This is a genomic window from Acinetobacter entericus, assembly GCF_026168575.1.
GTDB lineage: Bacteria > Pseudomonadota > Gammaproteobacteria > Pseudomonadales > Moraxellaceae > Acinetobacter > Acinetobacter bouvetii.
On sequence record NZ_JAPEQW010000022.1, the window covers coordinates 25,331 to 50,578 of the forward strand.

General features: G+C 43.8%; 22 protein-coding genes and 1 pseudogene. 15 read left to right on the forward strand and 8 right to left on the reverse strand.

Annotated elements, in window-relative coordinates; genetic code table 11:
* The first annotated feature begins 32 nt into the window (after positions 1–32).
* From OKC24_RS14990 to OKC24_RS15025, 8 genes are all read left to right on the forward strand, one after another.
* Positions 33–536 carry an Hcp family type VI secretion system effector gene (locus tag OKC24_RS14990; RefSeq protein WP_005010014.1) on the forward strand — a complete coding sequence of 168 codons (504 nt, stop codon included), beginning with the start codon at positions 33–35 and terminating at the stop codon, positions 534–536.
* Positions 537–605: 69 nt separating this feature from the next.
* Positions 606–1,082: a type VI secretion system baseplate subunit TssE gene (gene tssE / locus OKC24_RS14995; protein ID WP_131275729.1), complete on the forward strand. Its 477-nt coding sequence runs from the start codon at positions 606–608 to the stop codon at positions 1,080–1,082.
* 11 nt (positions 1,083–1,093) lie between these two features.
* Positions 1,094–2,902, forward strand: coding sequence for a type VI secretion system baseplate subunit TssF (gene tssF / locus OKC24_RS15000; RefSeq protein WP_131275728.1), 1,809 nt, complete (start codon positions 1,094–1,096; stop codon positions 2,900–2,902).
* Complete coding sequence (gene tssG, locus OKC24_RS15005) at positions 2,866–3,861, forward strand: type VI secretion system baseplate subunit TssG (RefSeq protein WP_131275727.1); 996 nt, start codon at positions 2,866–2,868, stop codon at positions 3,859–3,861. The genes tssF and tssG overlap by 37 nt, the downstream gene beginning before the upstream one ends.
* Positions 3,858–5,306 carry a hypothetical protein gene (locus tag OKC24_RS15010; RefSeq protein ID WP_131275726.1) on the forward strand — a complete coding sequence of 483 codons (1,449 nt, stop codon included), beginning with the start codon at positions 3,858–3,860 and terminating at the stop codon, positions 5,304–5,306. Before tssG ends, OKC24_RS15010 begins: the two co-directional genes overlap by 4 nt.
* Before the next feature lie 21 nt (positions 5,307–5,327).
* Positions 5,328–9,173, forward strand: coding sequence for a type VI secretion system membrane subunit TssM (gene tssM, locus OKC24_RS15015; protein ID WP_265465901.1), 3,846 nt, complete (start codon positions 5,328–5,330; stop codon positions 9,171–9,173).
* Between the two features lie 40 nt (positions 9,174–9,213).
* Complete coding sequence (gene tagF / locus OKC24_RS15020) at positions 9,214–10,173, forward strand: type VI secretion system-associated protein TagF (protein WP_130145772.1); 960 nt, start codon at positions 9,214–9,216, stop codon at positions 10,171–10,173.
* 2 nt (positions 10,174–10,175) lie between these two features.
* The gene (locus OKC24_RS15025; RefSeq protein WP_130145774.1) at positions 10,176–10,946 is read left to right on the forward strand and encodes an OmpA family protein; all 771 of its coding nucleotides are present in this window, start codon (positions 10,176–10,178) and stop codon (positions 10,944–10,946) included.
* A gap of 108 nt (positions 10,947–11,054) precedes the next feature.
* On the opposite strand, the gene OKC24_RS15030 is transcribed toward OKC24_RS15025, so the two are convergent.
* Complete coding sequence (locus OKC24_RS15030; RefSeq protein WP_130145776.1) at positions 11,055–12,491, reverse strand: amidase; 1,437 nt, start codon at positions 12,489–12,491, stop codon at positions 11,055–11,057.
* Between the two features lie 291 nt (positions 12,492–12,782).
* Between OKC24_RS15030 and OKC24_RS15035 the strand changes: the two genes are divergently transcribed.
* The 7 genes and pseudogenes from OKC24_RS15035 (at position 12,783) to OKC24_RS15065 (ending at position 18,422) form a co-directional block, all read left to right on the forward strand.
* A complete protein-coding gene (locus OKC24_RS15035; protein WP_131275724.1) occupies positions 12,783–13,757 on the forward strand; it encodes a SphA family protein in 975 nt (324 codons plus the stop codon).
* Positions 13,758–13,830: 73 nt separating this feature from the next.
* Positions 13,831–14,634, forward strand: coding sequence for an SDR family oxidoreductase (locus OKC24_RS15040; protein WP_265465905.1), 804 nt, complete (start codon positions 13,831–13,833; stop codon positions 14,632–14,634).
* 92 nt (positions 14,635–14,726) lie between these two features.
* Positions 14,727–15,943: pseudogene (locus OKC24_RS15045) on the forward strand (multidrug effflux MFS transporter).
* A gap of 205 nt (positions 15,944–16,148) precedes the next feature.
* Complete coding sequence (locus tag OKC24_RS15050) at positions 16,149–16,298, forward strand: hypothetical protein (protein WP_165499107.1); 150 nt, start codon at positions 16,149–16,151, stop codon at positions 16,296–16,298.
* Positions 16,252–16,656, forward strand: a complete 405-nt coding sequence (locus tag OKC24_RS15055; RefSeq protein WP_131275722.1) for an MFS transporter — start codon at positions 16,252–16,254, stop codon at positions 16,654–16,656. Before OKC24_RS15050 ends, OKC24_RS15055 begins: the two co-directional genes overlap by 47 nt.
* 186 nt (positions 16,657–16,842) lie before the next feature.
* Positions 16,843–17,145 (forward strand): MFS transporter, encoded by a 303-nt coding sequence (locus OKC24_RS15060; RefSeq protein ID WP_265465909.1) that lies wholly within the window; start codon positions 16,843–16,845, stop codon positions 17,143–17,145.
* A gap of 152 nt (positions 17,146–17,297) precedes the next feature.
* Positions 17,298–18,422, forward strand: coding sequence for an FAD-dependent monooxygenase (locus tag OKC24_RS15065; protein WP_131275720.1), 1,125 nt, complete (start codon positions 17,298–17,300; stop codon positions 18,420–18,422).
* A gap of 59 nt (positions 18,423–18,481) precedes the next feature.
* Here OKC24_RS15065 and OKC24_RS15070 read toward each other — a convergent pair whose 3' ends face one another.
* From OKC24_RS15070 to OKC24_RS15100, 7 genes are all read right to left on the reverse strand, one after another.
* On the reverse strand, positions 18,482–18,913 hold the full coding sequence (locus tag OKC24_RS15070) for a DUF2147 domain-containing protein (protein WP_131275719.1): 432 nt from the start codon (positions 18,911–18,913) through the stop codon (positions 18,482–18,484).
* 375 nt (positions 18,914–19,288) lie between these two features.
* Positions 19,289–20,488, reverse strand: a complete 1,200-nt coding sequence (locus OKC24_RS15075) for an MFS transporter (protein ID WP_131275718.1) — start codon at positions 20,486–20,488, stop codon at positions 19,289–19,291.
* Positions 20,489–20,594: 106 nt separating this feature from the next.
* Entirely contained in the window at positions 20,595–21,737 is a 1,143-nt protein-coding gene (locus OKC24_RS15080; RefSeq protein ID WP_131275717.1) for an FAD-dependent monooxygenase, read from the reverse strand.
* A gap of 16 nt (positions 21,738–21,753) precedes the next feature.
* Entirely contained in the window at positions 21,754–22,584 is an 831-nt protein-coding gene (locus tag OKC24_RS15085; RefSeq protein ID WP_131275716.1) for an alpha/beta fold hydrolase, read from the reverse strand.
* 111 nt (positions 22,585–22,695) lie between these two features.
* Positions 22,696–23,124: a lipocalin-like domain-containing protein gene (locus OKC24_RS15090; protein WP_131275715.1), complete on the reverse strand. Its 429-nt coding sequence runs from the start codon at positions 23,122–23,124 to the stop codon at positions 22,696–22,698.
* Positions 23,125–23,137: 13 nt separating this feature from the next.
* Positions 23,138–24,079 carry an alpha/beta fold hydrolase gene (locus OKC24_RS15095; RefSeq protein WP_265465916.1) on the reverse strand — a complete coding sequence of 314 codons (942 nt, stop codon included), beginning with the start codon at positions 24,077–24,079 and terminating at the stop codon, positions 23,138–23,140.
* A gap of 46 nt (positions 24,080–24,125) precedes the next feature.
* Entirely contained in the window at positions 24,126–25,103 is a 978-nt protein-coding gene (locus OKC24_RS15100; RefSeq protein WP_131275713.1) for a VOC family protein, read from the reverse strand.
* Positions 25,104–25,248: the final 145 nt, after the last annotated feature.

Genomic DNA, 25,248 nt, shown 5'->3' on the forward strand with positions numbered 1-25,248 from the left:
AACTTGAAATTAAAATCAGGAAAAATATAACAATGAAAGATATATACGTACAGTTTCGCGGAAAATATAAAGTCGATGGCGAATCTCGGGATTCTGAACATAAAAATTGGCTGGAAGTAAATTCTTGGTCACATAATATCCGCCAGCCTAAATCAGCAACATCTTCAAGCGTCGGCGGCCATACGGCAGAGCGTGTTGAACATTCAGATATGATTTTTGTAAAAGATTTGGATGCTACCAGCCCAAAGCTTTGGGAAGCATGTTCTGCAGGCTATACATTTGATGAAGTGCAGATTGACTTTTACCGCGCAAATGGCGACAAGCGCATAAAATATCTTCAAATTAAACTGAAGCATGTTTTGGTTTCAAGCGTAACGCCGAATGTAAATGATGAAGGCGTGCCGCATGAGGCATTTGGCCTGAAATATGCCGCTGTTGAATGGACATACAATCAGCAGGATATTAACGGCACGCAAAAAGGCGCTGTAACGAAGAAATGGTCGCTTTCAAATAATACCGCTTCTTACGCTGCATAATTAAAATTAAGATGGAGGCTGATCCTTTTTGGCCTCTATTCTTTGATTTAAAATATTAAAAATAAAAATATGAACTTAGACCAGCTTTATCCTTATGGCTTTAAAACCACTTTATTTGACCGCCTGCTGCCGAATGAGCTGTACGGGCAGCAAGGCTTGTCTCTGCAGCAGCTACGCGAATCGGTAGCGTTGGATTTGGAAGATTTGCTGAATAGCCGTACCGCTAAATTAAGTCCTGAAATTGATGATTTTCCATTAGCAAAACAGTCTATTTTACAGTTTGGCATTATTGATTTTGTCGGGTTATCGACATCAAATCCGTTAGACCGGGACAAGATATGCCAGTCCATTGAACAGTCTATTGCTGCGCATGAGCCCAGACTGAAACAGATTAAAGTCGAAATGCTGATGGAAGGGCATAATATGGGAGCGCTGTGCTTAAGCATTCAGGCTTTTTTAAATATTCACCCTTTATATGAACCCGTCATTTTTGATGCTTTATTAAAACCGACAACACAACAATATGTTATTTTGACTAAAACTTAAGTAGGTTTGCTGTGATTGAAGAGCTGTTACCGTATTATGAAAAGCAACTGCAGGAATTTGGCCAGCAATCTCGTGAATTTGCGCATAAATACCCAAAAATTGCGCAGCGTTTATCGTTAAACCAAGAACAGATTGATGATCCGCATATTGAGAGGCTGATACAAGCCTTTGCGCTAATTGCTGCAAGAATTGATAAAAAATTGACAGACAGCTATGACCTGTTTACGCGTTCAATTTTTGAGGTTATGTTTCCTCAGTATCTCAAACCTTTTCCCGCCAGTTCGGTCATTTCACTTGAAGACAGCAGCAAAATCAAACAGCTGACGGAAGTGCATCATATTCCTCGCGGGACAGCCCTAAAATCTAAAAGCATCCGCGGTGTACAATCTGAGTTTTCGTCGGTGCAGGACGTCCGTCTGCTGCCTATTGCAGTTAAACAGCTGCAGTTTAAAGCGCATCCCACAGCGCATATGCACTTAAACCAAAATGCGACGATTAGTTTAGGTTTTGAAGTCTTCAACCAAAAACATGCGCTATTAAAGATGGAAAAAATTCCGATCTTTTTGGATGCAATTTCTAATTTCCCTTTACAGGTATTGGACAGCATTTTTCAAAAAACTACGATCTTTTCCATTAAAGCCGGTCAGCAAACTTTTGACATCGCAAATCCGTTTACATTAGGCGGCTTTCAAGAGCAGGAAGGCATTCTGCCTGTTGATCAGCATACTCATCAGGCTTACCGGCTATTGATGGAATATTTTTGCTGCCCGGAAAAATACAGTTTTTTGACATTAAATTTAGATTTTTTACAGTTTTTGAATGCTTCTCAAAGTGAGTTTGAAGTGCAGATGCACTTTAAGCTTAATTTGAATGATCAGGCTGTCTTGCGGAACTATACAGAATTAAATGCTGCAAATTTCAAATTATTTTGCACACCCGTTGTGAATCTATTTAAAAAGCAGGCTGAACCGCAAAAAATTGACCATAAGCGTATGGAGTATCCCTTAATTACGGATGCCCATCATCCTAAATATTATCAGGCATATTCCATTTTAAGAATGAACATGATCCGTGAAAAAAGTAGCCAAGATCAGGTGCTTCATCCTATTTTACCTTTTTTTGCAATGAGTCATTACCATCAGGAACAGGTGAATTTCTTTTATAGCTTGAATTGGTCATTGCAGAAGAATAAGCACCAGGAATTATCTTATTCGGTGCTTTCAAAGCATTTGGAACCTCACCGCACACAGTCTGACTTTATTAGTATTGAACTGCTTTGCTCGAATGGAGATTTAGCTTATGAAAGCTACAATAAAGAGCACAATATTTTAACCTTAAACGACAGCAGTCTGGCGCGCCGGGCAGTGATGCTGAAAAGGCCAAATAAGCCCTATTATTTTGAGCAGAATAAGCAAGAACAGTGGCGTATTATTTCTCATTTTTCACTGAATACCCTGTCATTGATGAAAGGTGATGCTGTTGCTCATCTTAAAGAATTGCTTGAATTATATAATTTGCCAAAATCGCGTGAAAATCAAATCATTATTGAGGCCATTCAAGCGCTGGATTTTAAGTTGACACAAAAATTGGTGAATAGTCATCCTTATCCATTATTTGTCCGTGGCATCAAAGTCAAAATAGGCATTCAGGCTGAGGTATTCCGCGGCCACAGCCTCTATATTTTCAGCCAGCTATTGGCGCAAGTCTTTAATTTAAAAGTACAAATGAACAGCTATGTGGATGTAGCTGTTTATGATATTCAATCTCAGCAGGAGCTATACCAATGCGTGCAGAACGTTGGTGGCAAAATGCTTCTGTAATTGAAGATTTGCTGGAAAATCCGGCATCATTCGAGTTTATTCAAGCGGCCCGTTTGTTGAGGCATATGCCATATTTGCAGAAAGACCGGCATTGGGCGTCAGATTTCCGATTTAACAGCTCGCTGACACTGAATTTCCCGCAAAGTGAAATTGAAGCGCTGCATATTGATGGTGAACAAGTGCATATGACCAATCTGGTAGTCGGGCTAACGGGCATACAAGGTTCTCTGCCATACAGTTATACCAATAAAATTAAATTAAGCAGCCGCCAGCAGACCGCTGAGGCGCATCAATTTTTAAATTTATTTAATCATAAACTGACCGCGCAATATATTGATGCCAGCCTCAATTACAACCTGCCTATGCGGTATGAAATTGATAATGAAAATAATTACTTAGATATTATTCATGCTTTAAATGGCTATATTAAAGGCCATCATGGGCAAACCGGGCTGGGAGATTATTTTGCAGAATTTTCAGGACTGATGCAGGGGCAAACCAATGCAGTGTATGCGCTGAAAACGATTTTAAGCTGTGTTTTTGATGCAAACTTTGAAGTTCAGGAATATATTCCCGTCAAATTCAGTTTAGCGGATGAACAAAAAACAATGCTGGGCGGGGCACTCTCAAGCTGTTTGGGCATCAATACTTTTTGCGGTGAAACTGTGCGTCAAATAGACGACAAGATCGAACTGACGATTGGCCCGTTAAGCCAGCAGGATTATTTAAGCTTTCTGCCTCGGCGCCCAATGAGTGAAAAACTGAAACAAATCATCAACACATGGTGCAGCCCTGCGCTGAAGGTTGATGTGCGCCTGATCTTAAAAGAAGAACATATTCTGCCTGCCTGTTTAGGCTTGAACACTGTGGCTGGCTTAGCACAGGGAACATTTCTGAGCCCAAATTCATTCATGGACAATGCTGAAACCTGTTATGCATTAATAGGGGATATACAATGATTAAAATAATAATAACGGCTTTTGCTGGCTTAGCTCTTGTCATCAATACATGTGTTATTTATTACTGGCGCGATACTGCTTTTGATCCGGCCAATTCAGATTTAATAAGCTATCTCGTAATTCTACCGATGCTTATCACTGCGCTTGTTCTATCACCTTATTTTATCTTTAAGGCGATTCAGCGCTACAAAGCAAAGAAAGAAGAGAAATTGCAGCAGGCTGCTGATTTTGAACTGCAGTCTGCTGAAAATATCAGCAGGGAGAAAAAGGAAAAATCCAATCAAAGCAGGCAGTTTGCTCTCAATATTTATTCATCAGCTGCACGGCATAGTTTTGGTGAAAATGAATCGATTCTTGCACAGTATAAGCAATTTAGAAGCCCTGAACTGGATGCAGATTTGCTTAATGCTTATGGCTTGCCCGTTTTATCTTTACGGATTCAAGATTTAGATGATGCAGTTGACGCGGAAGATGATGATTCAATGCAGTTATCCCGGCGCGAGAAAAGAGTCCGCCAGCTGATTATGCATCAACTGGAACAGCATGCAGATACTCTATCGTCCACAGCCGAACATTTAAAAAACTCTGCCATGTTTTATGACAGTGAAATAGCATATCAATACCGGATGCATCCCGCATGGACTGGAGAGTATCAGGCAGAGGATGATTTTGAGGAAGATGCAGGAGGAATGGCTGAACCCATTTCCAGGTTGAATAAGCTTTGCATTCATATTCTGCTGCCTGAAAGCATGATTCATCATTGGAATGATGAATCATGCGCACGTATGCAGCATCTGCTGGCAGAACAGTTCTCGATTTTGCGTGCGCAAATTGAAATTAAACAGCACTTTTTCAGTCATCAAACTTCTTATGCTGAGTGGTTAACGCTTTTAGAACAAATCGCACAGCAGGAGTATGTTTTCAATCTCATTATTGGCGCTGACTCTGAGATTGATCAGGATTGGCTAGATGAAAAGTATTGGCAATCGGAACAGTATATTGCCTCTGAATATGCGTCCAGCTGGTGTATTGCTGGTTTAAATACTGAAATCAGCGGGTTGATACCGCAAAAAACGCTCAAAATTATGCTGGATGAAGCCAGTATTGAAAGCTTCTTGCTGAAAAACCAGCTTCAAAGCCATCAGCAGTATCAGCAGGACGAACCTTTCATGCTGATTTTAGATGATGCGCTGAATATCAAAACCTCAAAACAGCTGCAGCGGAAATTTGCCAATTCTTTGATTGAACCGCACCATTTTTTATATACGCATTCCAGTCTTGGGAATACTCAGCAGCTGGCAAAAATTTTCAGCTTCATGCTGGGCATGCATTTGGCTGAAGAGTTAATCAGCATGGTTTTCAGCATTGAGCTAGATCACGCATATTCATTTTTTGAAGCGTATCAAGAAGAACAAACTGATAAAGAATTGCTTCATTCACCGTAATAAAACCAATAAGAGAAACACGTGAATACATTATTTTATACCTTGCTGGGCTATGTCTGGCAGTATGTAACCAATCCTAAAGTAATTATGGCGCTTTCATTTTTTGTGGCCATTTTAGCCATGCATAATGCCGTACCGGATAAAGTGTTTTGGATTATTGTAACTGTCTATATTTTCAGTCTGATCATTTGGGGCATTTACGAGCTAGTTCAGCATTACCGCCATGGCAAGCAAGGCGAAATACTGTCTGAAGCGATTTCTAAAGATACAGAAGCAGAATACGGAAAAATTAAAAATAAAGAGGAATTGCAGCTGATTAATCAGCAAATGAAGGATTCGATACAGCTCATTCGGAAATCGAAATTAGGGGATAAAAAAGGCAGCGCTGCACTGTATGAGCTGCCTTGGTATATGGTGATTGGCAATCCGGCAGCAGGCAAAAGTTCAGCCATTTACAACTCAGGATTGCGGTTTCCATTTGAAGAAACACATCAAAAAATGGTCTCCGCCGGTTTAAGCGGGACACGAAATTGTGACTGGTTCTTTTCTACCGAAGGTGTTCTGCTGGATACGGCGGGACGCTACTCCGTTTATGCAGAAGATCACTCGGAATGGCTGGGATTTCTCAATATTTTAAAGAAAAACCGCACTAAAGCGCCGATTAATGGCTTGATTGTGATTGTCAGTGTGGCGGAGCTGGTCAGCCAAAGCCCTGAAAAGTCGATTAAATTGGCTAAAAATTTACGCGCTAGAATTCAAGACTTAACCGACCGGCTGGAAATTTTTGCGCCAGTCTATTTAGTGTTCTCAAAAATGGATTTGATTGCTGGATTTACGGAGTTCTTTGACTGCTATGACAGCGATGAGTTTAACCAAGTTTGGGGCGCCACTCTGCCGTACGATCCAAATTCTTCAGAAAATTCTTTAGAGCTGTTTGAAAAGCATTACAGCATTTTATATGACGGCTTAAAAAGTGTCAGCACGACACATTTGAGCCGCAGGCATTCGCAGAACATTTCCCCTAGCGTGATGACCTTTCCTTTAGAATTTAAAAGCTTAAAGCCTGTATTAAAGACTTTTATCGGGACGCTGTTTCAGGAAAATCCTTATCAGTTCAAACCCGTATTCCGCGGCTTTTATTTTACCAGCGCTTTGCAGGAGGGTATGATAGAAAGTCCGATGACTGAACAAATTGCTGAAGATTTTCATCTAATTAAGGGGGATGACAGTGATTATGGCGTACCGACTAATTCAATATCCCAAGATCACGGCTATTTTCTGAAAGGGCTGTTTTCCAGTGTTATTTTAAAGGATAAAAATTTAGTCAAGCAGCATATCAATCCTGCACGCAAGCGCCAGCGGTTTTTATTATTTATTGGCGCTTTATGCGCAGTCGCTATTCTTTTAAGTTTATGGGTCTGGTCATATCGGAATAATCAGCAATTAATTGCGGAGGCCAATGCTGATTTGGCCAAAGTCGTTCAGATGGAAGCGCGTTCAGGCGGTGAACTGTCTACACAGCTGGATGCCTTGCTGATTTTGCAGGGGCATCTGCAGCAGCTGGATCATTTTGAACAAGAGCGCCCTTTAAAATACAGTTTTGGCTTATATCAGGGCAATGATATCCGGGAAAAGCTGAAAACCGAGTATTTAAAAGGTATTCAGCAGATTGTCTTGATGCCTGCACAGCAAAATATGGGGCAATATCTGCAGCGCGTGAAGGCCAATGAAGCCGTGCTGAAAGAAAATCATATTAATGTCCAGCTGAATCAAGCCGTCCGCACGAATCAGCCTTTTTCAGAGCCGGCGGATACGAATCCGCAAGATGCATATAATGCTTTAAAAGCATACTTAATGCTCAGCAATCCGCAATATATGGAGTCAAGCCATTTAAGCGATCAGGTCACACGCTTCTGGCGTTCATGGCTGGATGCGAACCGCGGTTCATTGCCGCGCAATGAAATGATTTTGAAGGCGGAACAAGTTTTATGTTACGCGATGACACTGGCCAATGATCCTAAGTTCCCGCGTTTGGAATCTGATGCAAATCTTGTGGAGCAAACCCGTCAAATTTTAACTTCAATTAGCACAGGCATACCGGCGCGCGACCGGGTTTACAATGAAATTAAAATGCGCGGATCTGTACGGTTTCCAGCACTGACGATTAAGCAGATTGTTGGTGAGTCAAGTCAAAACAGTATGCTCGGCAGCTATGCATTGCCAGGGATATTCAGTTATCAGGCTTGGAACGGCTATGTAAAAGAGGCCATAGAACAGGCAGCCAACAGTCCAACGGACAGCAAAGATTGGGTGCTGAATATGACCCAGTCGGATGATTTGACTTTCAGCGGCAGTCCTGAGCAAATCCGCAAGCAGCTGACCGAGCTGTATAAGCAGGAATATATTGCAGAATGGCGGAAATTTTTAAATGGGATTCATTATGCTAAAAATGCGGACTTTAAACAGCAGGCGAAGCATATGGATATCTGGGGCGAGCCTGAAAACTCCCCAATCCGTGCAGTACTGGAACGTACTGCTAAAGAAACCAGCTGGGATAATCCTGCGGTACAGGCTGAATTAGCGGCGCCTAAAACAGGATTTGCGGCTTGGTTTAAGCGTAAAGTGCTTAACCGTGATGACGCAAAACTGGCGCAGCAGAATATGCCAGCTGCTGTTCAAGGCGTGATCGCAAAAGAATTTCAAATGTTCTATCAAATTGTCCGCAAGCGTGACGATCAGCAAAATAAATCATTGCTGGATGAATATATGCTGTCGATGGGACAGGTGCGCAGCAAACTGAATGATTTGCGCAGTGCGGGCGATTTTGGCCCAGCCAGCATGACTTTGGCTAAGCAGACGATCAACGATCAAAATTCGGTATTCAACAGCACTCAAAAGTATGTCGATGAAAAAATGGCTGTTGGGTTAAAAGAATCTGATCAGCAGCTGTTGCATAAACTGCTGATAGCGCCGTTGACGCAGTCCTTTGAGACACTGTTAACACCAGCGCAGGATGAAATGAATAAGCTGTGGATGCTGCAGGCTTATCAGCCCTTTTCAACTAATTTACTCACAAAATATCCGTTTAATCCGAGCGCAACTTTGCAGGCGACCAGCAATGAAATCAATCAGATTTTTGGTGAAAGCGGCAGCATTGCGCGTTTTGTCAAAGAATATCTGGATCCCTTTGTCATCCGCCGCGGCTATACCTTAACCTCTAAAACGTGGCAGGATTTAGGCATTGGCATTAACCCGCAGTTTGCGGCCAATTTCCAAAATTACGTGTCGCCCAGCAATGGAATGGCCACAGGTGAATTGAATCAGCCTGCAGCTGTATCTGCATCTCCCAATCAGTCAAATTTCCAGTTCTATCCATTGGAAAATCAACAGCTGCTGTCTTATACCATTGATATTGATGGACAAAGAATGGTGTTTGAAAATGGTGTACAGCAATGGGTGAATTTTGTATGGCCAAATAAAGGGGCAATACCTGGAGCGAGAATTACCGCAATTGATTTGGAAGGTAAAACCCATACGATTTTCGATGAGCCTGGCGAATATGGCATTAACCGTCTAGTCGAAGGTGCGGAACGCACACAAAAGGGCAACTCTTTTGAAATGGTGTGGAGAAGCAAGCAAGATGCCAATGTATTTGTCAAAGTAAACTTCCGCTTAGTGAGCGGCAGCAATGCCGGCAATATTGGTTCAAACCCAGGCTATAGAGGCATGGCGCTGGCTAATCAAGTGGTCATGAATAAAGCGGTTCGGGTTGTTGCCGCGCAGGAAATGCCGGCTCCTGCATCAGCCGCTGCAGCTGGTTTAACAGCGTCGCTCCAAGCTGGACAAACAGGAGGAACTGCACCATGAAAGCATTAAAGATATATAGGGGCATACCGGAGAAATGCTCATGTATGACGTAAAAACGACGCCGCTTTATTATGGAAAATGCCCAGCGCGCGGTGATTTTTTAAAGTCACGCGGGCAGTACGCTTTGATTCAACTGATTGATCAATGGGTGACTGAAGCGCTGGAAATAGCAATGCGTTCAGAGTATTTTCAAGAGGCTTATTCCAAACTGCCGTCTTTAGATTTTTTTATTGCCAGTCCGCAAGATAAACGGTTTTTGGCCGCGAATTTAATCAGCAGCGAGGATAGTTCAGGCCGGCAGTTTCCGATGGTTCTGTGCCATTTGCTCGAATTAGATGACCCTTTTGACAACATTATCTTTGCACCATACCGCTATAAGCTGACTTTAATAGATTTATATCAGCGCAACCGAATAATGCGGTCAATCCGTGATCCTGATATTTTACTGGATAAGCTGAGCAAGCTTTCAGATGAAATTCAGATTTTCGGCACAGAAGAAACCGCGTCTTTTTATGAGCATCATACTGTGCATTCTTTTGCCAAAATGCTGAATTTAACGCCTTATCAATTGGCGCAAAGCATGATTGGCTTAGGGCTGCTGCTGCAGCCGATTATTCGGCATGGCACCTCACGCTTAAATAAAGTACTGATTTTACCCATCAGCAATATCAGCTATTGCTATGAAATTGCCGCATTTTGGGTCAACTTAATCAGCCGGTTCATCGAAAGCCAAAATGCAGAGCTGCTGATCGGCATCCTGCACAGTGAGTCTCCAAAACTGCTGATTGGCTTTCAAGGCGCTGATATTAGGGCGCTCAGCAGCATTTTCACCCAAGATATCATCAATGATCATTGGGTGTCGCTCATTGATGCACAATGGATTGATCCATATTTAGAGCAGAATGCCGGGCTTGCAGCCTTAGAACAGGCATTAAGCGAGCGACAAATCAGCCTGACACAGGCAATTAAACTGTTCCGACAAACTTTTATAGATGAATAACGATGAATAAATATAAAAAAAAGAGTGGGTTGAGTAAATTCTTGCTCATTGTTTTGCCTATAGTCAGCGTTTTGTCTTATGCGCAGAAGCCTGTTGTGATCGAAGGCGCAGTGCCGAATGAAGCAGCGAAGCAGGAAATTTTGAACAAAGCGTATATGATGTATGGGCATGAAAATGTGGTAGACAAAATACAGGTGCGGACGGTGGCAGCGCCAAATGGCTGGAGCAGCAATGTCAGCAATATGATTGGCGATGATTTGAAAAAAGTGCAGCAGGGACAGTTGTCGGTTCGCGGTACACACGTGAATTTAACCGGGAAAATCACCAATCCTCAGGAGATACAGCAGACATCGGCAAGAATGCAAAGCCTTGTGCCATCAACCTTTAAAGTGAATACACAATTAACTGTAAATGCTGCAGAACAGCAGATCATTGATGCCGCGTTAAAAAACCGAATCATTGAGTTTGAATCCGGCAGTGCCGTTTTAGCGCCATCCGGCATGCAGATCTTGAATGAAATGGCGGTCGCTTTAAATAAGGTTGGCGGTAAAAAAGTCAAAATTATTGGCCATACCGACAGTTCAGGTGACGGCGCTAAAAATTTAGCCTTGAGTCAGGAACGGGCGGTGGCAGTTAAAAATTATTTAGTGAGCAAGAGCATCGCCGCTGACAGCATGAGTGCTGAAGGATTAGGCTCAAATAAGCCTGTCGCGGATAATGCGACGCCTGATGGCCGTAAAAAGAACCGCAGAATTGAATTTGAAGTGCTGTAAAAGATCAATTAAAAAACCGCTTTAAGCGGTTTTTTAATTGAAGGAGCTGTATAAAGTCAATCAAATGTAATTGCAATAAACATACGCTGTGATGATAGGGGCCGGAAATTATTCCGAACCCAGCTGCTGCACATTAATTTTAGTCCATGGCTGCGCTTCTTCCAATTCAAATGCCAGTTCTAAAAGCGTCCGTTCATCCCCTAAATTTGCGGACAATTGCATGCCTATAGGCAGTCCATGGGCTGTGGTTGATCCCATGGGCAGAGAAATTGCGGGCGCGCCGGCAATATTCTGTATCGGCGTGAAGGTGACATAATTTTGAATTCGTGCAAATAGCTCATCAAAAGGCAGCTGCGGTGAGATATAGCCCAGTTTTGGCGTAGTGTGCGCCAGTACAGGAGATAGCAGGACATCAAACTGGGTGAAGATCTGCTGATATTCATGACGGATCTGCTTCAAACGGTGTAAAAACAACGGCGTTTTATAAAAATTCTTTTTATATAGTTTTGATAGCCCGACCGTTAAGTGGTCCAATTCTCCAGGCTGAAAATTTGCACCAAACAGCTGTTTTCCAAATGTTTGCAGCAGAAAAGACAGAAATCCCCAGTACTGGCTGAAGTCATCGACAAAATTTTGTGAAAAAGGCAACTGGAAATACTCAACATCATGCCCCAAACTTTCCAGCAGTTTTGCTGTTTTTTCAAGTGTGGCGCTGGTTTCGGCATCTACAGTGCCAGTAATTGAGCGCTGCGCCACGCCGATGCGCAATTTTCGGTTTGATTTATGTTCAATCAATCCAATTTTCGGCAAATTCACATTATAAAAACTGCGCTCCATGCCTGCAATAAAGTGTGCAGTATCACGCACACTGCGGCTTAGAATGCCTTCTGAAATAATATTGATGGGCAGTTTAGCAGCCGCCTCACTGTCATACGTTCGTCCCCGGGTTGGCTTGAGGCCAATTAAACCGCAGCAGGCGGCAGGAATGCGGATCGAACCGCCGCCATCATTGGCATGTGCAATAGGAACGACACCGGCAGCCACCAAAGCGGCTGAACCGCCTGAAGATGCGCCGCTGGAAAATGCGGTATGCCATGGATTCAGTGTTGCAGAACCGTCTTTATATTCAGTTGTGGCATTTAAGCCAAATTCAGGCATGGTGCTTTTGCCTAAAAAGATAAAACCCTGATCGGCCAGCTGCTGGCTGAATTGAGGCATTTGCGCAATGGGCGGTGTATGAATGGCCCGAGAGCCGTGGTGGGTTGGCAGCCCAGCTAAATCGGTATTGTCCTTCATAAAAAAAGGCACACCTGAAAAAATGCCTTTGTTGGGCAGCTGGCTGCTTTGCAGCGCTTTTTCAAATTGTTCAAATTGAATTGCATTCAATACAGGATTGACTGTTTCAGCACGTTTTATGGCGGCTTGAACAGCTTCTTGAGACGAAATCTCTTTATTTTGAATGAGCTGTGAAATTTTTACTGCATCAAAATCTTCTAAAACATCATTGGTGAAACTATGTACACGTGAGCTGCGCTGTACTTCCATGGTTCAATCCTGATTCTTCTTTTAATGAAATGGAAATTGATAAGATATATTTTGACAACATTAATTGTCAAATTTTATATTTAAAAGCAGATCACAAAGGAAATGTCCACGCAGGTGAAAGGACTGCTGCAAATAATCATTCATCCAGTCGAACTTATGCATAGATTCAATGGCAGTTGATGATATTTCTATCTAATACATAGATATCTGCTTTGTGGTTTTTTGACTGACTATAGACACTTATTTTCAATAACTTTGAGTTGAAAATTAAACATGGCTATGGAGTCAGCAATGTTAAAACAACAAGTGAAGCAGGTATTTGCTTTCAGTCTTCTGGGTATTTCTATTTCTCATACGGTTTGGGCTTTAGAGCCGGGGGCATCGCCGCAAGCACCGGCAGGCAATACCATGGGTATTCCGCTCAGCGCGCCGTTACCGCCAGGCCTGTACTATACAAGTTCGACGAAGCACCTTAATGGTCAGCTTAAGGATGACAATGGCGATAATATGGGGCTGAAACTGAATGCGCCTGCATCAACATCAATTTTTATTTATACGCCTGGGCTGCAGCTGTTAGGCGGTGATTACCGCGCTTGGATGGCGATTCCATTCATTATGGCGGAAGAAGATATCGGCAATCCGATGCTTGGCGATGTTGGCAAGCATTCAAATAACAATATCGCCAATATTGATGTGCATTTTGCCGATATTGCATGGACATTGAATCCTGGGCAATTTGTCAGTGCAGGTTTAGGCGCCATTACTACGACGGGTTCATGGAAACTCGGGGGGACAAATACCAGCGGCGAATATTGGTCGCTTAACCCGCGTGTTGGTTATAGCTTAATGAATCAGAATTGGAACATTTCCCTAGAATCACATTATTTTTATAACTTTGAAAATGACGATACCAAATACGATTCTGGCGATGAGTTCTTCTTTGATGCCACGGTATTGAAAAAACTGGATTCAATCCATCCCGGTTTGCAAATTGGCCCTATCGGCTATGTGCGTGAGCAGGTGACCAGTGATGAAAATAATGGCACGGCATATTATGGAACCATAAATGGCAAAGCGCGCCAGATTGGATTAGGCGTTCAAGTGCTTAAAGACTTCGGCCACGGCTTATTTATAGGCCTCAGCTGGTCTAAAGATATTGAAACTAAAAATGCAGTCAGCAATGATGGTCGTTTTGCTTTGAATATTTCAGTTCCTGTATATATGAAACACAAACCAAAACCTGCAAATGTGCCGTCAGAGCTGTAATTAAAATAATGTGGAAACTGAGAGCCTAAAATAAAAGGTTCTCTGATCAAACACTCATCAAGGAAGAAGCAATATGCTGCAAAATCACACGATATTGATCACTGGCGCGGGCTCAGGCTTGGGGCTGGGCATTGCCAAGTACTGTAAGGCTCAAGGCGCTCAAGTCATTGTGACGGATATTGATCAAGATAAATTGCAGTTGATCGCTTCAGCGTTTGATGAGCAGGATTTATTGCTGCGCTGTGACGTTACTCAGATTGCTGATTTACACGCATGTAAATCAGCCATTCAGGCTAAATATTCAAAATTGGATGCAGTGATTGGCGCCCAAGGAATTTTTGATGGCAACCTGCCGATTCAACGCATGACAGCAGAACATTTAGATCAATTATTTGATGAGATGTTTCATGTCAATGTGAAGGGGTATTTGCTGACGGCACATATTTTTGCCGATTTGCTGAAAGCCAGCAAGGGGGCATTGGTTTTTACCACCTCTACAGCCGCTTATGCCGCGGATGGCGGCGGTGCGGTCTATACGGCGACTAAAGGCGCAATCCGTAGTTTGATTCAGCAATTGGCTTTCGAGTTTGCACCCGAGATCCGTGTCAATGGCGTAGCGCCAGCTGCGATTGGCAACAGTCAATTAAAAGGCCCGAAAGCCTTGAATTTGGATCATCAAAAACAGTCGGATATTCCAAAAGATGCTTTTTTAAATCTATTCCAGTCCATCAGCCTGCTGCAGGATTTGCCGGATGCAGAGGATTATGGGGCAATTTATGCCTTTTTGGCCTCACAGCACAATAAAGTCATGACGGGGCAAACCATCGTGGCGGATCAAGGCTTGCTGAATCGGGCGGTTTTAACTCAAGCGCATTAAATCAGCATTTAATAATCAAACATAAAGCGGCGCTGGCCTAAAACTTCTCAGGCTGGAGAGGTTCCTGCGCTTAAAAATAGGGAAAATGGACTATGCAGATGAATGCATCACCAAGCCATTACCGTACAGGCTGGATTATTCTACTGGCTGTATTGACTGCGATTGCACCATTATCGACAGACATGTATTTGCCTGCTTTGCCAGAAATGGCGAGTGATTTCGGCACATCGACGCTTTTGGTATCCAACTCGCTGCCGGCTTACTTTTTAGGTTTAGCCATCGGCCAGTTAATTTATGGCCCCATCAGTGACAGAATTGGCCGTAGAACACCGCTGATTTTTGGCTTAAGCCTGCACATGGTTGCCAGCATTTTATGTATTTATGCAGACAGCTTAAGCACATTGCTGATTGTCCGTGTGCTGCAGGCGCTTGGCAGTTGTGTGGGATTGGTGCTGGCGCGTGCGGCAATTCGTGATGTTTTAGACACGGCCCATGCCGCCAAAGCCTTTGCAAGCATGATGATTGTCATGGGGATTGCACCGGTCATTGCCCCGACACTTGGCGCATGGCTGCTGATCTTTTTTAGATGGCAGTCTATTTTTGTGGCCTTAACAGCATTGGGTGTTGTCAGTCTAATTTGGGTGCTTTTGCAATTTAAAGAAACTTTGCCTGTAGAACGCCGTTTAAAGTTGTCTTTTATGCAGGCAGGTCAATTGTATGTGCGTATTGCGCAAGACCGCAGTTTTTTATATCCCATGCTGGCTGCTTCAGCTTTGGTATTCTGTTTTGCTATATCAATGCGGCATCGGCAGTATTCATGGACCAATACCATTTCAGCCAACAACAGTTTGCGTATGTATTTGGATTCAATGCGGTAGGGACTGTATTGCTGTCATCTATGAACCATAAGCTGGAAAAGAAATATAGCGTAGCGCAGCGGTTGACATTGGGCGGGGCAGTTCAGGCATTTGGCGTATTTTTATTGCTGATCGCATTTATCTTTTCTGTATTTGAACTGCCTTTAATGCTTGCAGGTTTGTTTTTAGCTGTTGCGGGTATTGGATTAACCGCGCCGAACTCTACAGCTTTAGCCATGTCGCAGCAAGGCCGTCAGGCGGGATCTGCCAGCGCTTTGATGGGCAGTTTGCAATTTGGCTTTGGCCTGCTTAGCGGGATATTGCTGAATGTCCTGCTGTGGGGTGCGCAAATCAATATGTCGCTTTCAATGCTGATCTTTGTCATTTGCTCTAATGCAGCCATTGCACTGGCGCAGCACCATTTAAAATCACAGGTCATTTTGGCGAAATAGAACCACCATAAACAATAAAAACTGCAGCAAGCTTTTCCTTGGTTGCCGCTCGAAAGAGCGGCTTTTTTTTGTATCAATATTATAGAATGAAGCACTATCTATTTCTGCAATATCTAATATCCAGCTTCACAGAACATTGCTTGGGGTGCATTGCGCTATGCTGAAAAAAATCACATATTTCCGATGCATCGACAAGGATGAGCACATGCATATTCAAGCTTTTTTAGATCAGCATGGCTGGTCAAATTTTCAATGGCTTATTTTTGTGATGATGTTTTTTTTCAGTGTAGCTTTAATCGGCGCAGCAATTGGGGGCAATCGTTCTCGGGCCTTTAGCCGATCGATTTGGCCGTAAAACATTACTTTTATTTTCAGTATTTATTTTTTCATGCAGCTGCATGCTCTCCAGCTTTGCCCAGAATTTAACGCAGCTGGAAATTCTGCGGTTTATTGCAGGCTTGGGGGTAGGTGCTGCTTTGCCGAATGCCAAGATGCTGCTGTCAGAATATTGCCCTGCACACAAGCGCGCCTTTATCGTTAATACCATGTACTGCGGCTTTCCAATAGGCGCAGCCACAGGCGGTTTTGCAGTGGCTTACATTGTTCCGCATTTTGGCTGGGAGAGCATGTTGCTGCTGAGCGGTATTTTACCGTTACTGCTGACAATCTGGTGGCATGGCTGCTGCCCGAATCTGTGCGGTATTTGCTGCTGACAGGTGCAGACCAATCGCGGATACAGGATATTTTGCAAAAAATAAATGCATTTGCACTGTAGCAAAGTTTTCGTTTAGAAGCACAAAGTCAGCAACTGTCCGTATTGCAATCTATGCGGATGGTTTTTTTCCAGTCAATATCTTGCAGAAACCTTGAGCCTGTGGCTATGCTTTTTCTGTGGTTTGATGATTTGTGCGGGTACACTGCAAAATACGGCGCAGTCATCTTTACCTGTATTGATTGCCAAGTTCTATCCTGCCGCTGTTTGTACTACCGGGGCTTCCTGGATGTACGTCATAGGCCGCTTTAGTGTAGTTGTAGGCACAACGTGCATGGGGTATTTGGTCAACAATATTGGCTGGAGTCAAATTTTTACGATCCTGGCTATGCCTGCTGCAGTCATGACGCTCTGCATGCTGATAAAAAATATGTCTGAAGCCACTCATGATTCTGCTCGCTTTCCGTTATCACAGCAGGACGCAGAATAAGCAAAAATAGACACTGAACTTTGTTTTGCTATCGCAATTTTGCATAACTGCTTTGAGTGTATTTGGATACAGCGCGCTTTAAAATTTGATTAAGCTCAAATCGGTTAGAAATAAATGCGTTTAAATTAGGATTGGAAATTAAAGGATTAGCCATGAAAATCTTGGTACTTGGCGGCGGTATAGGTGGAATGGCCGCAGCCATTAAACTGAAACAGGCAGGACATATCGTTGAACTGGTGGAAAAGTCAGAAGATTGGAAAGCCTTGGGTACAGGCCTGACATTGTCAGTATTGACACTGCGTGCGCTTTGCGACCTTGGGTTGCAGGATGAAATTGCCGCACAAGGCTTTGTGCATGATGGTGTGGACATTTATGATCAGCAGGGCAATTTTATCCGCACCGTTTTATCTAAACGCGTCATTGCGGATGATTTCCCATCTGAAGGCGCAATTTTACGCCCTGTACTGCATGATATTTTGTCCAAAAAAGTGCAGGAACTAGACATTCCCGTATTTCTGGGCGACAGTGTATCGGAGATCCGCAGCAGTTTAGAGCACGGCAATTTTGTGAAATTTGAAAGCGGCCGTGAACAGCACTATGATTTAGTGGTAGGCGCGGACGGCGTATTTTCTAAATTGCGCAAGCTGCTGATGCCTGAACAGGCTGCCCCTGAATATACAGGGCAAGCTTGCTGGCGCCTGCAATTTGACCGTCCTGCGGACATTGTGCGCGGCCGTATGTTCCAGTCTGAAACAATGAAAGTGGGCTTTAACCCCTGTAGCCCAACGCAAATGTATATGTATATGATGGAATGTGTGCCTAAGGAAAAAGTATGGCGTGAACCTGAAGATTTGCCGCGAATTGCCAAGCAGTTGCTGCAGGAATTTGAGCTGGTATTAAAGCCATATATCGACCGCATTAATGCAGAAACCCCGATTATTTACCGTCCATTAGAACGGGTTATGGTCAATGGCGATTGGCATCGCGGGGCTGCGCTTCTGATCGGTGATGCCGTACATGCAACCACGCCGCATTTAGGTTCAGGTGCAGGCCTAGCAGTTGAAGATGCGATTGTACTTTCGCAAGTGATTGATCAGTTTGGTGATGATTTGGAAAAAGTATTCACTGTTTTTATGCAAAAACGGCTTGAACGCGCCTTGTTTGTTGTGGAAACGTCAGGTGAAATTGGCCGTATGGAAATCGCAGGCGAGTCTATGATGGCGCGCAGCATACTGCTGGCTAAAGGCTTTGAGCAGGTGACGACTGCATATCTATAAAAAAGAAAAAATAGATAAATAAAAAAGCCTGCATCAAGCAGGCTTTTTTATTTATCTATTTATCTAATGCGTACCCATGACAGTTTACGGCTGGCTTTATCGGAATCTGAAGGGCTGCGTAAAATCATCATATGACCTCTTTTAGTCAGTTTACCATTGACTTGATAGCGCTGATTAATTGCTGGGTCAACGACTTCTCCAATTGTAAGCTTGTAAGGATCTTTTAGGTCTTGTTTAAGCCCTTGAAGCAGATGAAAGCCTTTTAAATGACTTAAATCCCGCACAGGCTGATTAGGCGGGTTAAAAGCTTCAATAATATGACCTTGATAAAGATGAGGCTGGGGGGCTGTAATTTTTACTTTGACTAATGTAAAACCACTTTTATCATCAATCACTTTCCATTCCCCAGATAAATTCGTCGCATCGCCGGCAATAAGAGTTTGTGTCATGGCGAATGTAAATAGCACGCCAAAAATCCTTTTAAGCATCATTTGTTGTCTCAACAGTTAAGTTATTCAAAAGCTTCTTAATCACAAGCATTTAAAATTATAAAAAGGTTAAAAATTAAAGACTTGATTTGATTAAAAGATAGACTATAGAGCTCGTAAAATCATGAAACAAGGGCTGGATTGTCAAATATAAGCAGGAATTTAAGATATCAGTTATATCTAAATTGGATGGATTTTAAACAATCCATTGAGGGTGCACATATCTGAGGGACTTGGCTTACATTATTTTAGAGCTGTGAAGATTACGGCCCTAAAAAGCATAAAAAACCAGCCTGCTATTTAGGGGCAGACTGGTCAAAACTTAAATGATTTACGCATTGTTCAGAAGGGAAAATGCAGTAGACAGATCAAACTATGTTAATTGGCTGGCTGAGTTTCATTGCCATTTTTGACTGCCGCAGGAATATTTGTTTCACCAGCCAATACCGCTTTACGGGTTTGGCTGAATAAATAAACCTGTACTGCAACTGCTACACAGCAGGCATAGCCAATCGCTTCAAAACCGATAAATTTCACCAAGGTGCCGCTGATAAACGGCGCTACAGCTGCGCCAACCATCAGCATAGCAGGTGTACCTGCCACCGCACGGCCTGTTGGATCTAAACGCGCGAGCAAGCCAAAAGCAAAAGTATGTACAAACAAGATGGTAAAGGCCATAAATGGGCCAGCCAAAGCAAACACCATATATTCATGAGTATGTGTGGTCAGCAGTGAAAAAATGCCTTGGAAGATCGGACCAAAAGCAATAATAGCCGTCACACTGACACGTTTTTCCAGCAGTGCTGCCAACGGTGCAGGGAAAATAGTCACAATACCGTATATAACCAGCGCCATAGTCACCATATCACGGCTAAAACCTCGCTCTAGACCAATTCGCTCATAGAAACTTAAGGTCATGGCTTGTGTCATTGCCAGTAAAGCCACACCAATCATGCAGAACCAAACAGGTTTGCCTAAAGGCGGCAGGTTTTTAATCTGTTCGTAATTGTCAAAATCGACAGCGCGTGTCGGTTTTGGAAAAAAGAATAGACAGGCAATGCAAGCAATCAGCATGACCGCTGCCAGCACATAAAACATACTTTGACCGCCAAACTGCTGAATAATGCCCGGTGTACCGCCTAAAAAGATCACACCAAAAATACCAATAGCAAGCCCTGCAATGCCAAATACACGGTGCGGGTTAACTGCATGCCCCATCGTACCGTGCGTAACGCTTAATGCTGTGCCTGCTGCCATACCGCCAACCAAATGAAGCCCTGCAAGTATCGGGAAGGAGGTATTCATTGCAGATAAGACAAAGGCCAATGCTGCAATAGCAAAGCCTAAAATTGCTGAAATTTTTACTTGAATTTTATTGAAGCGCGGCGCAAAGAAAATACTTGCGCCTGCTGCACCAATTAAGAATAAAGTTGCTAAGCCCCCAGCTTGCTGCGGGTCAAAGTGATAGTGTGCAATTAAAGTGCCGACCCATACAGGCAGCGCGACTAAATCTACCATCCCTGCACAATGTGCCAGCATCAATGCAAGCATACCGCGCTTGCTTTCGATTTTTACCATGACCTTTCTCCGTGGGGTGTACCTTGCAGGTACAATGAGGCTCGTCACTGAGCATGTTTTTGTATTTAAAAAAATAAGCCCCAGTAAACGAGACTGGGGCTTAGGCTTAAATCGCTTCTTTTAATAGTTCTAATGCTTTGCTGACCACAGCAGTTTGCTGCTCAACTGGTGCGCGCAGCTGTTCTAGGCGGCCAATTTCCATAGAGCTTTGAGTGACTAGGCGGCAGCGTTGTTCGCGGCGCTGCATAAATTGCTCAAATGCTTTTTCGACATTGGATTCAATTGCAAAAATTTCTGCCAGTACCAAAGCATCTTCAATCCCCATACCTGCGCCAGATGCCAGTTGCGGTGTGGTTGGGTGTGCGGAATCGCCAATTAAAAGCACCTTACCCACATACCATGGCCCCGGTAAATCAAAGCATTCTAGCGGACGGAAGTTGATATCTTTATTATCCGCTTCAGTCAGTGATTCGCGGATATCTGCTAAAATGCCGTCATAGCCTTCAAGCAATTGCTTCAAGTTTTTGTAGTTATCTTCTGGTTCTTGCCAGCGCTGTTCACAGCGTTCAAGCAGGAACATATACATATGATCTTGCGATACTGGAGTAAAGCCGACTTTAACTGGACCGCCTAGGAAATAAGTGCGGCGCTCGACCGAAGCAGGGCGTTTTAAAAATAAACGCCAGCAGCTTTGACCGGTATATTCCGCTCTCGGCGCATCTGGGAACAGCATTTGACGGGTTTTAGACAGTACGCCGTCCGAACCCAATACAAAGTCATAGCGGCCCGATGTACCATCGCTGAAAGCAACAGTTACGGCATGCTCGCCTTGATCAAAAGCATCAGCAGTAATGCCTAAACGCATTTCAATGCCAGCATCTTTGACATATTTATGCATAATGGAATGCATGGTCGGGCGCATAATGCCGCCGCTGCCTGCCGTGTCAGCATCTTCCAGCATTGGAGTGGGTAAAATGCGCAGCGGATTGCCTTGCGGGTCGCAGACTTGAATGCCATCGCCAACATAAGCTTGATTGGTCACTTCATCATAAACCCCCAGCTGTTTTAAAGCGCGTAAGGTCGGGCCAGTGATGGTTAAGCCTGCGCCTAAAGCGCCCCAGTTTGGGTTAATGTCGATTAAATCCACTTTCATGCCAATGCGTGAAAGAGTAATAGCAGAAGCCATGCCAGCTGTGCCTGCCCCAATAATGAGGACTTTTTTACCAGCAGATGCAGAGGTTTGTGTCATCTGAGTCTTCCTTGATTCATTCTGATTTCAAAAAATTCGCAACAAGCTGAGTAAAGCTTTTTGCATGCTCGATTTGCGTCCAATGACCGCACTGGCTGAAAATGTGCAATTGACTGTTTTCAATCCAATTCAGCATGGTCATTGAGGTCGAGAGCGGAATCACTTTGTCATCACGGCCATGCACCATTAAAGTCGGCTGCTGAATTTTGCGGATGTCATTTTCTGTATGTGACATCGCTTCAACCCATTGCTGGCGCGGTGCAGGGAACATGCGCTCGTATGCTGCGCGGGTGTCTTCCTTTGTACTGGCGATATAACGCATTTGCACTAAGTCATCACCCACCAAATTTTGGTTGTAGGCAAAAATTTTCATGATTGCCTGCATATTTTCAAATGAAGGCGTATAGCCCCATACCGCATCCAATCCTGCGGTTAGCTCAAAGGGCACACCCACACTGCCCATCAAAATCAATTTATTGACGCGTTCTGGGTGGTAGATCGCCAGCGCCAAAGCCATGGAGCCACCAAAAGAGTTGCCAATCACATTGACCTTTTCTAAGCCTAAATTGTCCATAAACGAAACAATTTGTTTAAGCCAATTGTCACGGTTAAAACGCATGCCTTCAGGAAATTGGGTATAGCCAAAACCAGCAAAGTCAGGTGCAATTAAACGGAAATCATTTTGCAGTGCTTGAATGGTTAAGCGCCAGTTGGCCCATGCGCTGACACCGGGACCAGAACCATGCAAGAGCAAAATCGGTTCGCCTTGCCCAACATCATGGTAATTGGTGAGGATGTCACCGCATTGAATGCTGTGGCCAATTTCAGGGTTGGTCATTGTGTTCATATTCATTCCTTGAAAATCTGTAAAATAGGCTTCTTTCATCGGTCTTTTACTTTCTCCTTTTGGGAGAAATACAAAGAGGGTATGGACGTAAAAGAAGCGCCTTTAAAAAATTTAAGCGCGTTTCCACAGCAGCAGCGCAGTACGGGCTTCCGAGGTATTTTCCTCTAGACGCGCGGTCAGGCTAAGCTGGCCGTGTTCATCAAATTTGAAGTGACGCTTTTGCTGTCCGCCCACCCAATTTGGAAATAGGCTCAAATCCACCAAATGGGTGACGACACCATCTGCCAAGGTGTAACGGCCTGCATAAGAAAGCATGCTGTTATATGCGCCAGCCTTTTCTGCATCAGAGGCGTTCCATTGACCGCCTGTAATGAAATTTCCGCGGTTGGCTTTGGTGATTTGGCAGCTCATATAGCCGTCTTCGGTATATTGAATCACGCCTTGCGGGCCTTCACCCATGGGAAAAACTACGCGGCCATCGTCATAATTTTGTTCAAAAGTCACCAGCTCCCAGCGACCTGTTAAATTTTGCTGTGTCATGTATATTTCCTATTTATTCATCATTTATTTTCAGGTCTTGCCCAAGCAGGAACTGCGCAACCACTTGGTTATGAATTTCAGGGCTTTCAAATTGCGCCCAGTGACCGGTGTCTTTGGCACAGTAAAACTGACCTTGCTGTACTTGTTTGGCTATATGCTGACCCAAAGCGGGCGGAGTGCGGTTGGCATCGCCCCAGTACACTAAAGTTGGCTGTGTAATTTGATGTGCTAATGCATCGGTCACAGCATATTTTTGAATGGTGCTGCCAGACAGATATTCGGTAATAAACAGCTTTTGCACAGCAGCCAATTTTGGCTGTTGATATAGCACTTGGCGCACTTGAATCGCTTCATCTGTTAAACGTTCAGGGTTGGCCAAAATACGCGCCATGCGGGTACGCACATTTTCAAAAGTCGGCTGTTCTAAAACTTCAATTGAGCTGGCGAGGTTGCTGGCCCAAATCGGTTCGACATAGCCGTCAATGGCACCTTCATTTGGCTTGTAACCCATGGTTGTTGTTAGTACTAAACGCTTAACTTTTTCAGGATGTTGAATGGCCAGTTGCATAGCCACCCAACCACCCATGGACTGACCTTCAAAATGCGCAGCTTCAATATTCAGCACATTCATCACATCTAAAATTTGGTCAATCAAATGTGGAATGACTTCATGATCAAAGCCTTCAGTTTGTGAGCGGCCATGCCATAAAAAATCCATCGCAATCACATGAAAATGTTCTGAAAGCGCTGGAATATTGCGGGCATAATTTTCTAAATGTCCGCCTGTGCCATGCAGTAAAAATAGAGCAGGGGCATTCGGGTTGCCCGCCTGTAAAATACGGGTGCGGTATTTGCCTTGCACAATATGAATATCGCTATGAATGAGCTGTACCCAATAGTGATCAGCTGCATTTTCGACATGGTTTTCTGTGGTGTTTTGCACGCTGGCATTCATCGTTCAATCCTTCTCTCTATTGCTAAAATTGTCCATGACTCATGGTTTAGTCATTCAGTGCTTCAGCTTTACTTTGAGAGATCGGGCCTTTGAGCGTGCCGTCAGATTTTTCTAGACCAAATGTCCATTCGGTAAAGATATGCGCTTCTGCTGCAAAGTCAGTGCATTCCCAGTCTTGATTGACAATGTCCTCATCCGCAGCATATTCCCAAGCGCCGCCAAATGGCGTAAGGAAATACCAAAAGCAGGCAGATGAGACGCGGTGACGGCCTGGGCCTGCAAATGTGGTCCAGCCTTGATTGTCGATATGCTGACCGCCAAAAATTACTTCATGAATATCGCGCACTTTAAATGCTAAGTGATTGAATCGAGTACCCGGCTGTTTGCCATTCATAAAGAATAAATGGTGATGATTACCTTCTTTTGAGCAGCGGATAAACACGCCGCGGTCTGCATAGCGGTCAGAGACCAAGAAGCCTAAACGGTTTAAATAAAACTTTACGGCATCGCCCGCATTGTCCACACCAATGGCTAAATGACTGATTTCATAAGGCTGTGCTTTTTCATAGCGAGGTGCGCGGCTGTTAATGCGCTTAGGCTGACTTGGCGAGTTGAATTGGGTATCGCTGAATGGAATATAACTGCGTTTTGCAAGGCGAAAAGCTAAACGAATGCCTAAGTCATCTTGGCTGTGGACTGTACCATCAGCATCAATGGTGACATCACGGTCAGTACGCAGTTCGGCTGCAATAGCATCTAAGCCTGCCTGATCTGCAACGCCCCAAACTATTTCACACATGCCGCTTGGGTTGCCAATAGGTGTACGTTCAGGGTGAGCTGAATCTGCCTGAAAAATTTCAACTTGTGAACCGTCTGTGGTTTCAAACAGATAGCTGTTGTCCTGTACCGCAGAAACTTGCTTTAAACCCCAGTCATCGGCAAAGCGCAGTGCGTCTTGCAGGTTTTCTACGCCAAAGCGCAGGCAATCCAAACCTTTAATATGAAAATCTTTATCTGTAGACATCATGTACTCCCTATGCGAAAACCATCAAGTTGTTCATCCTTGAGGATCACTTTAGAGTGCGATGGCATGTGAAAAAAGCATTTAACTCATAAAGCAGTTATGCGTTTTTTAGATAACTGCTTTAGATTTTAAAACCTAGCAGGCA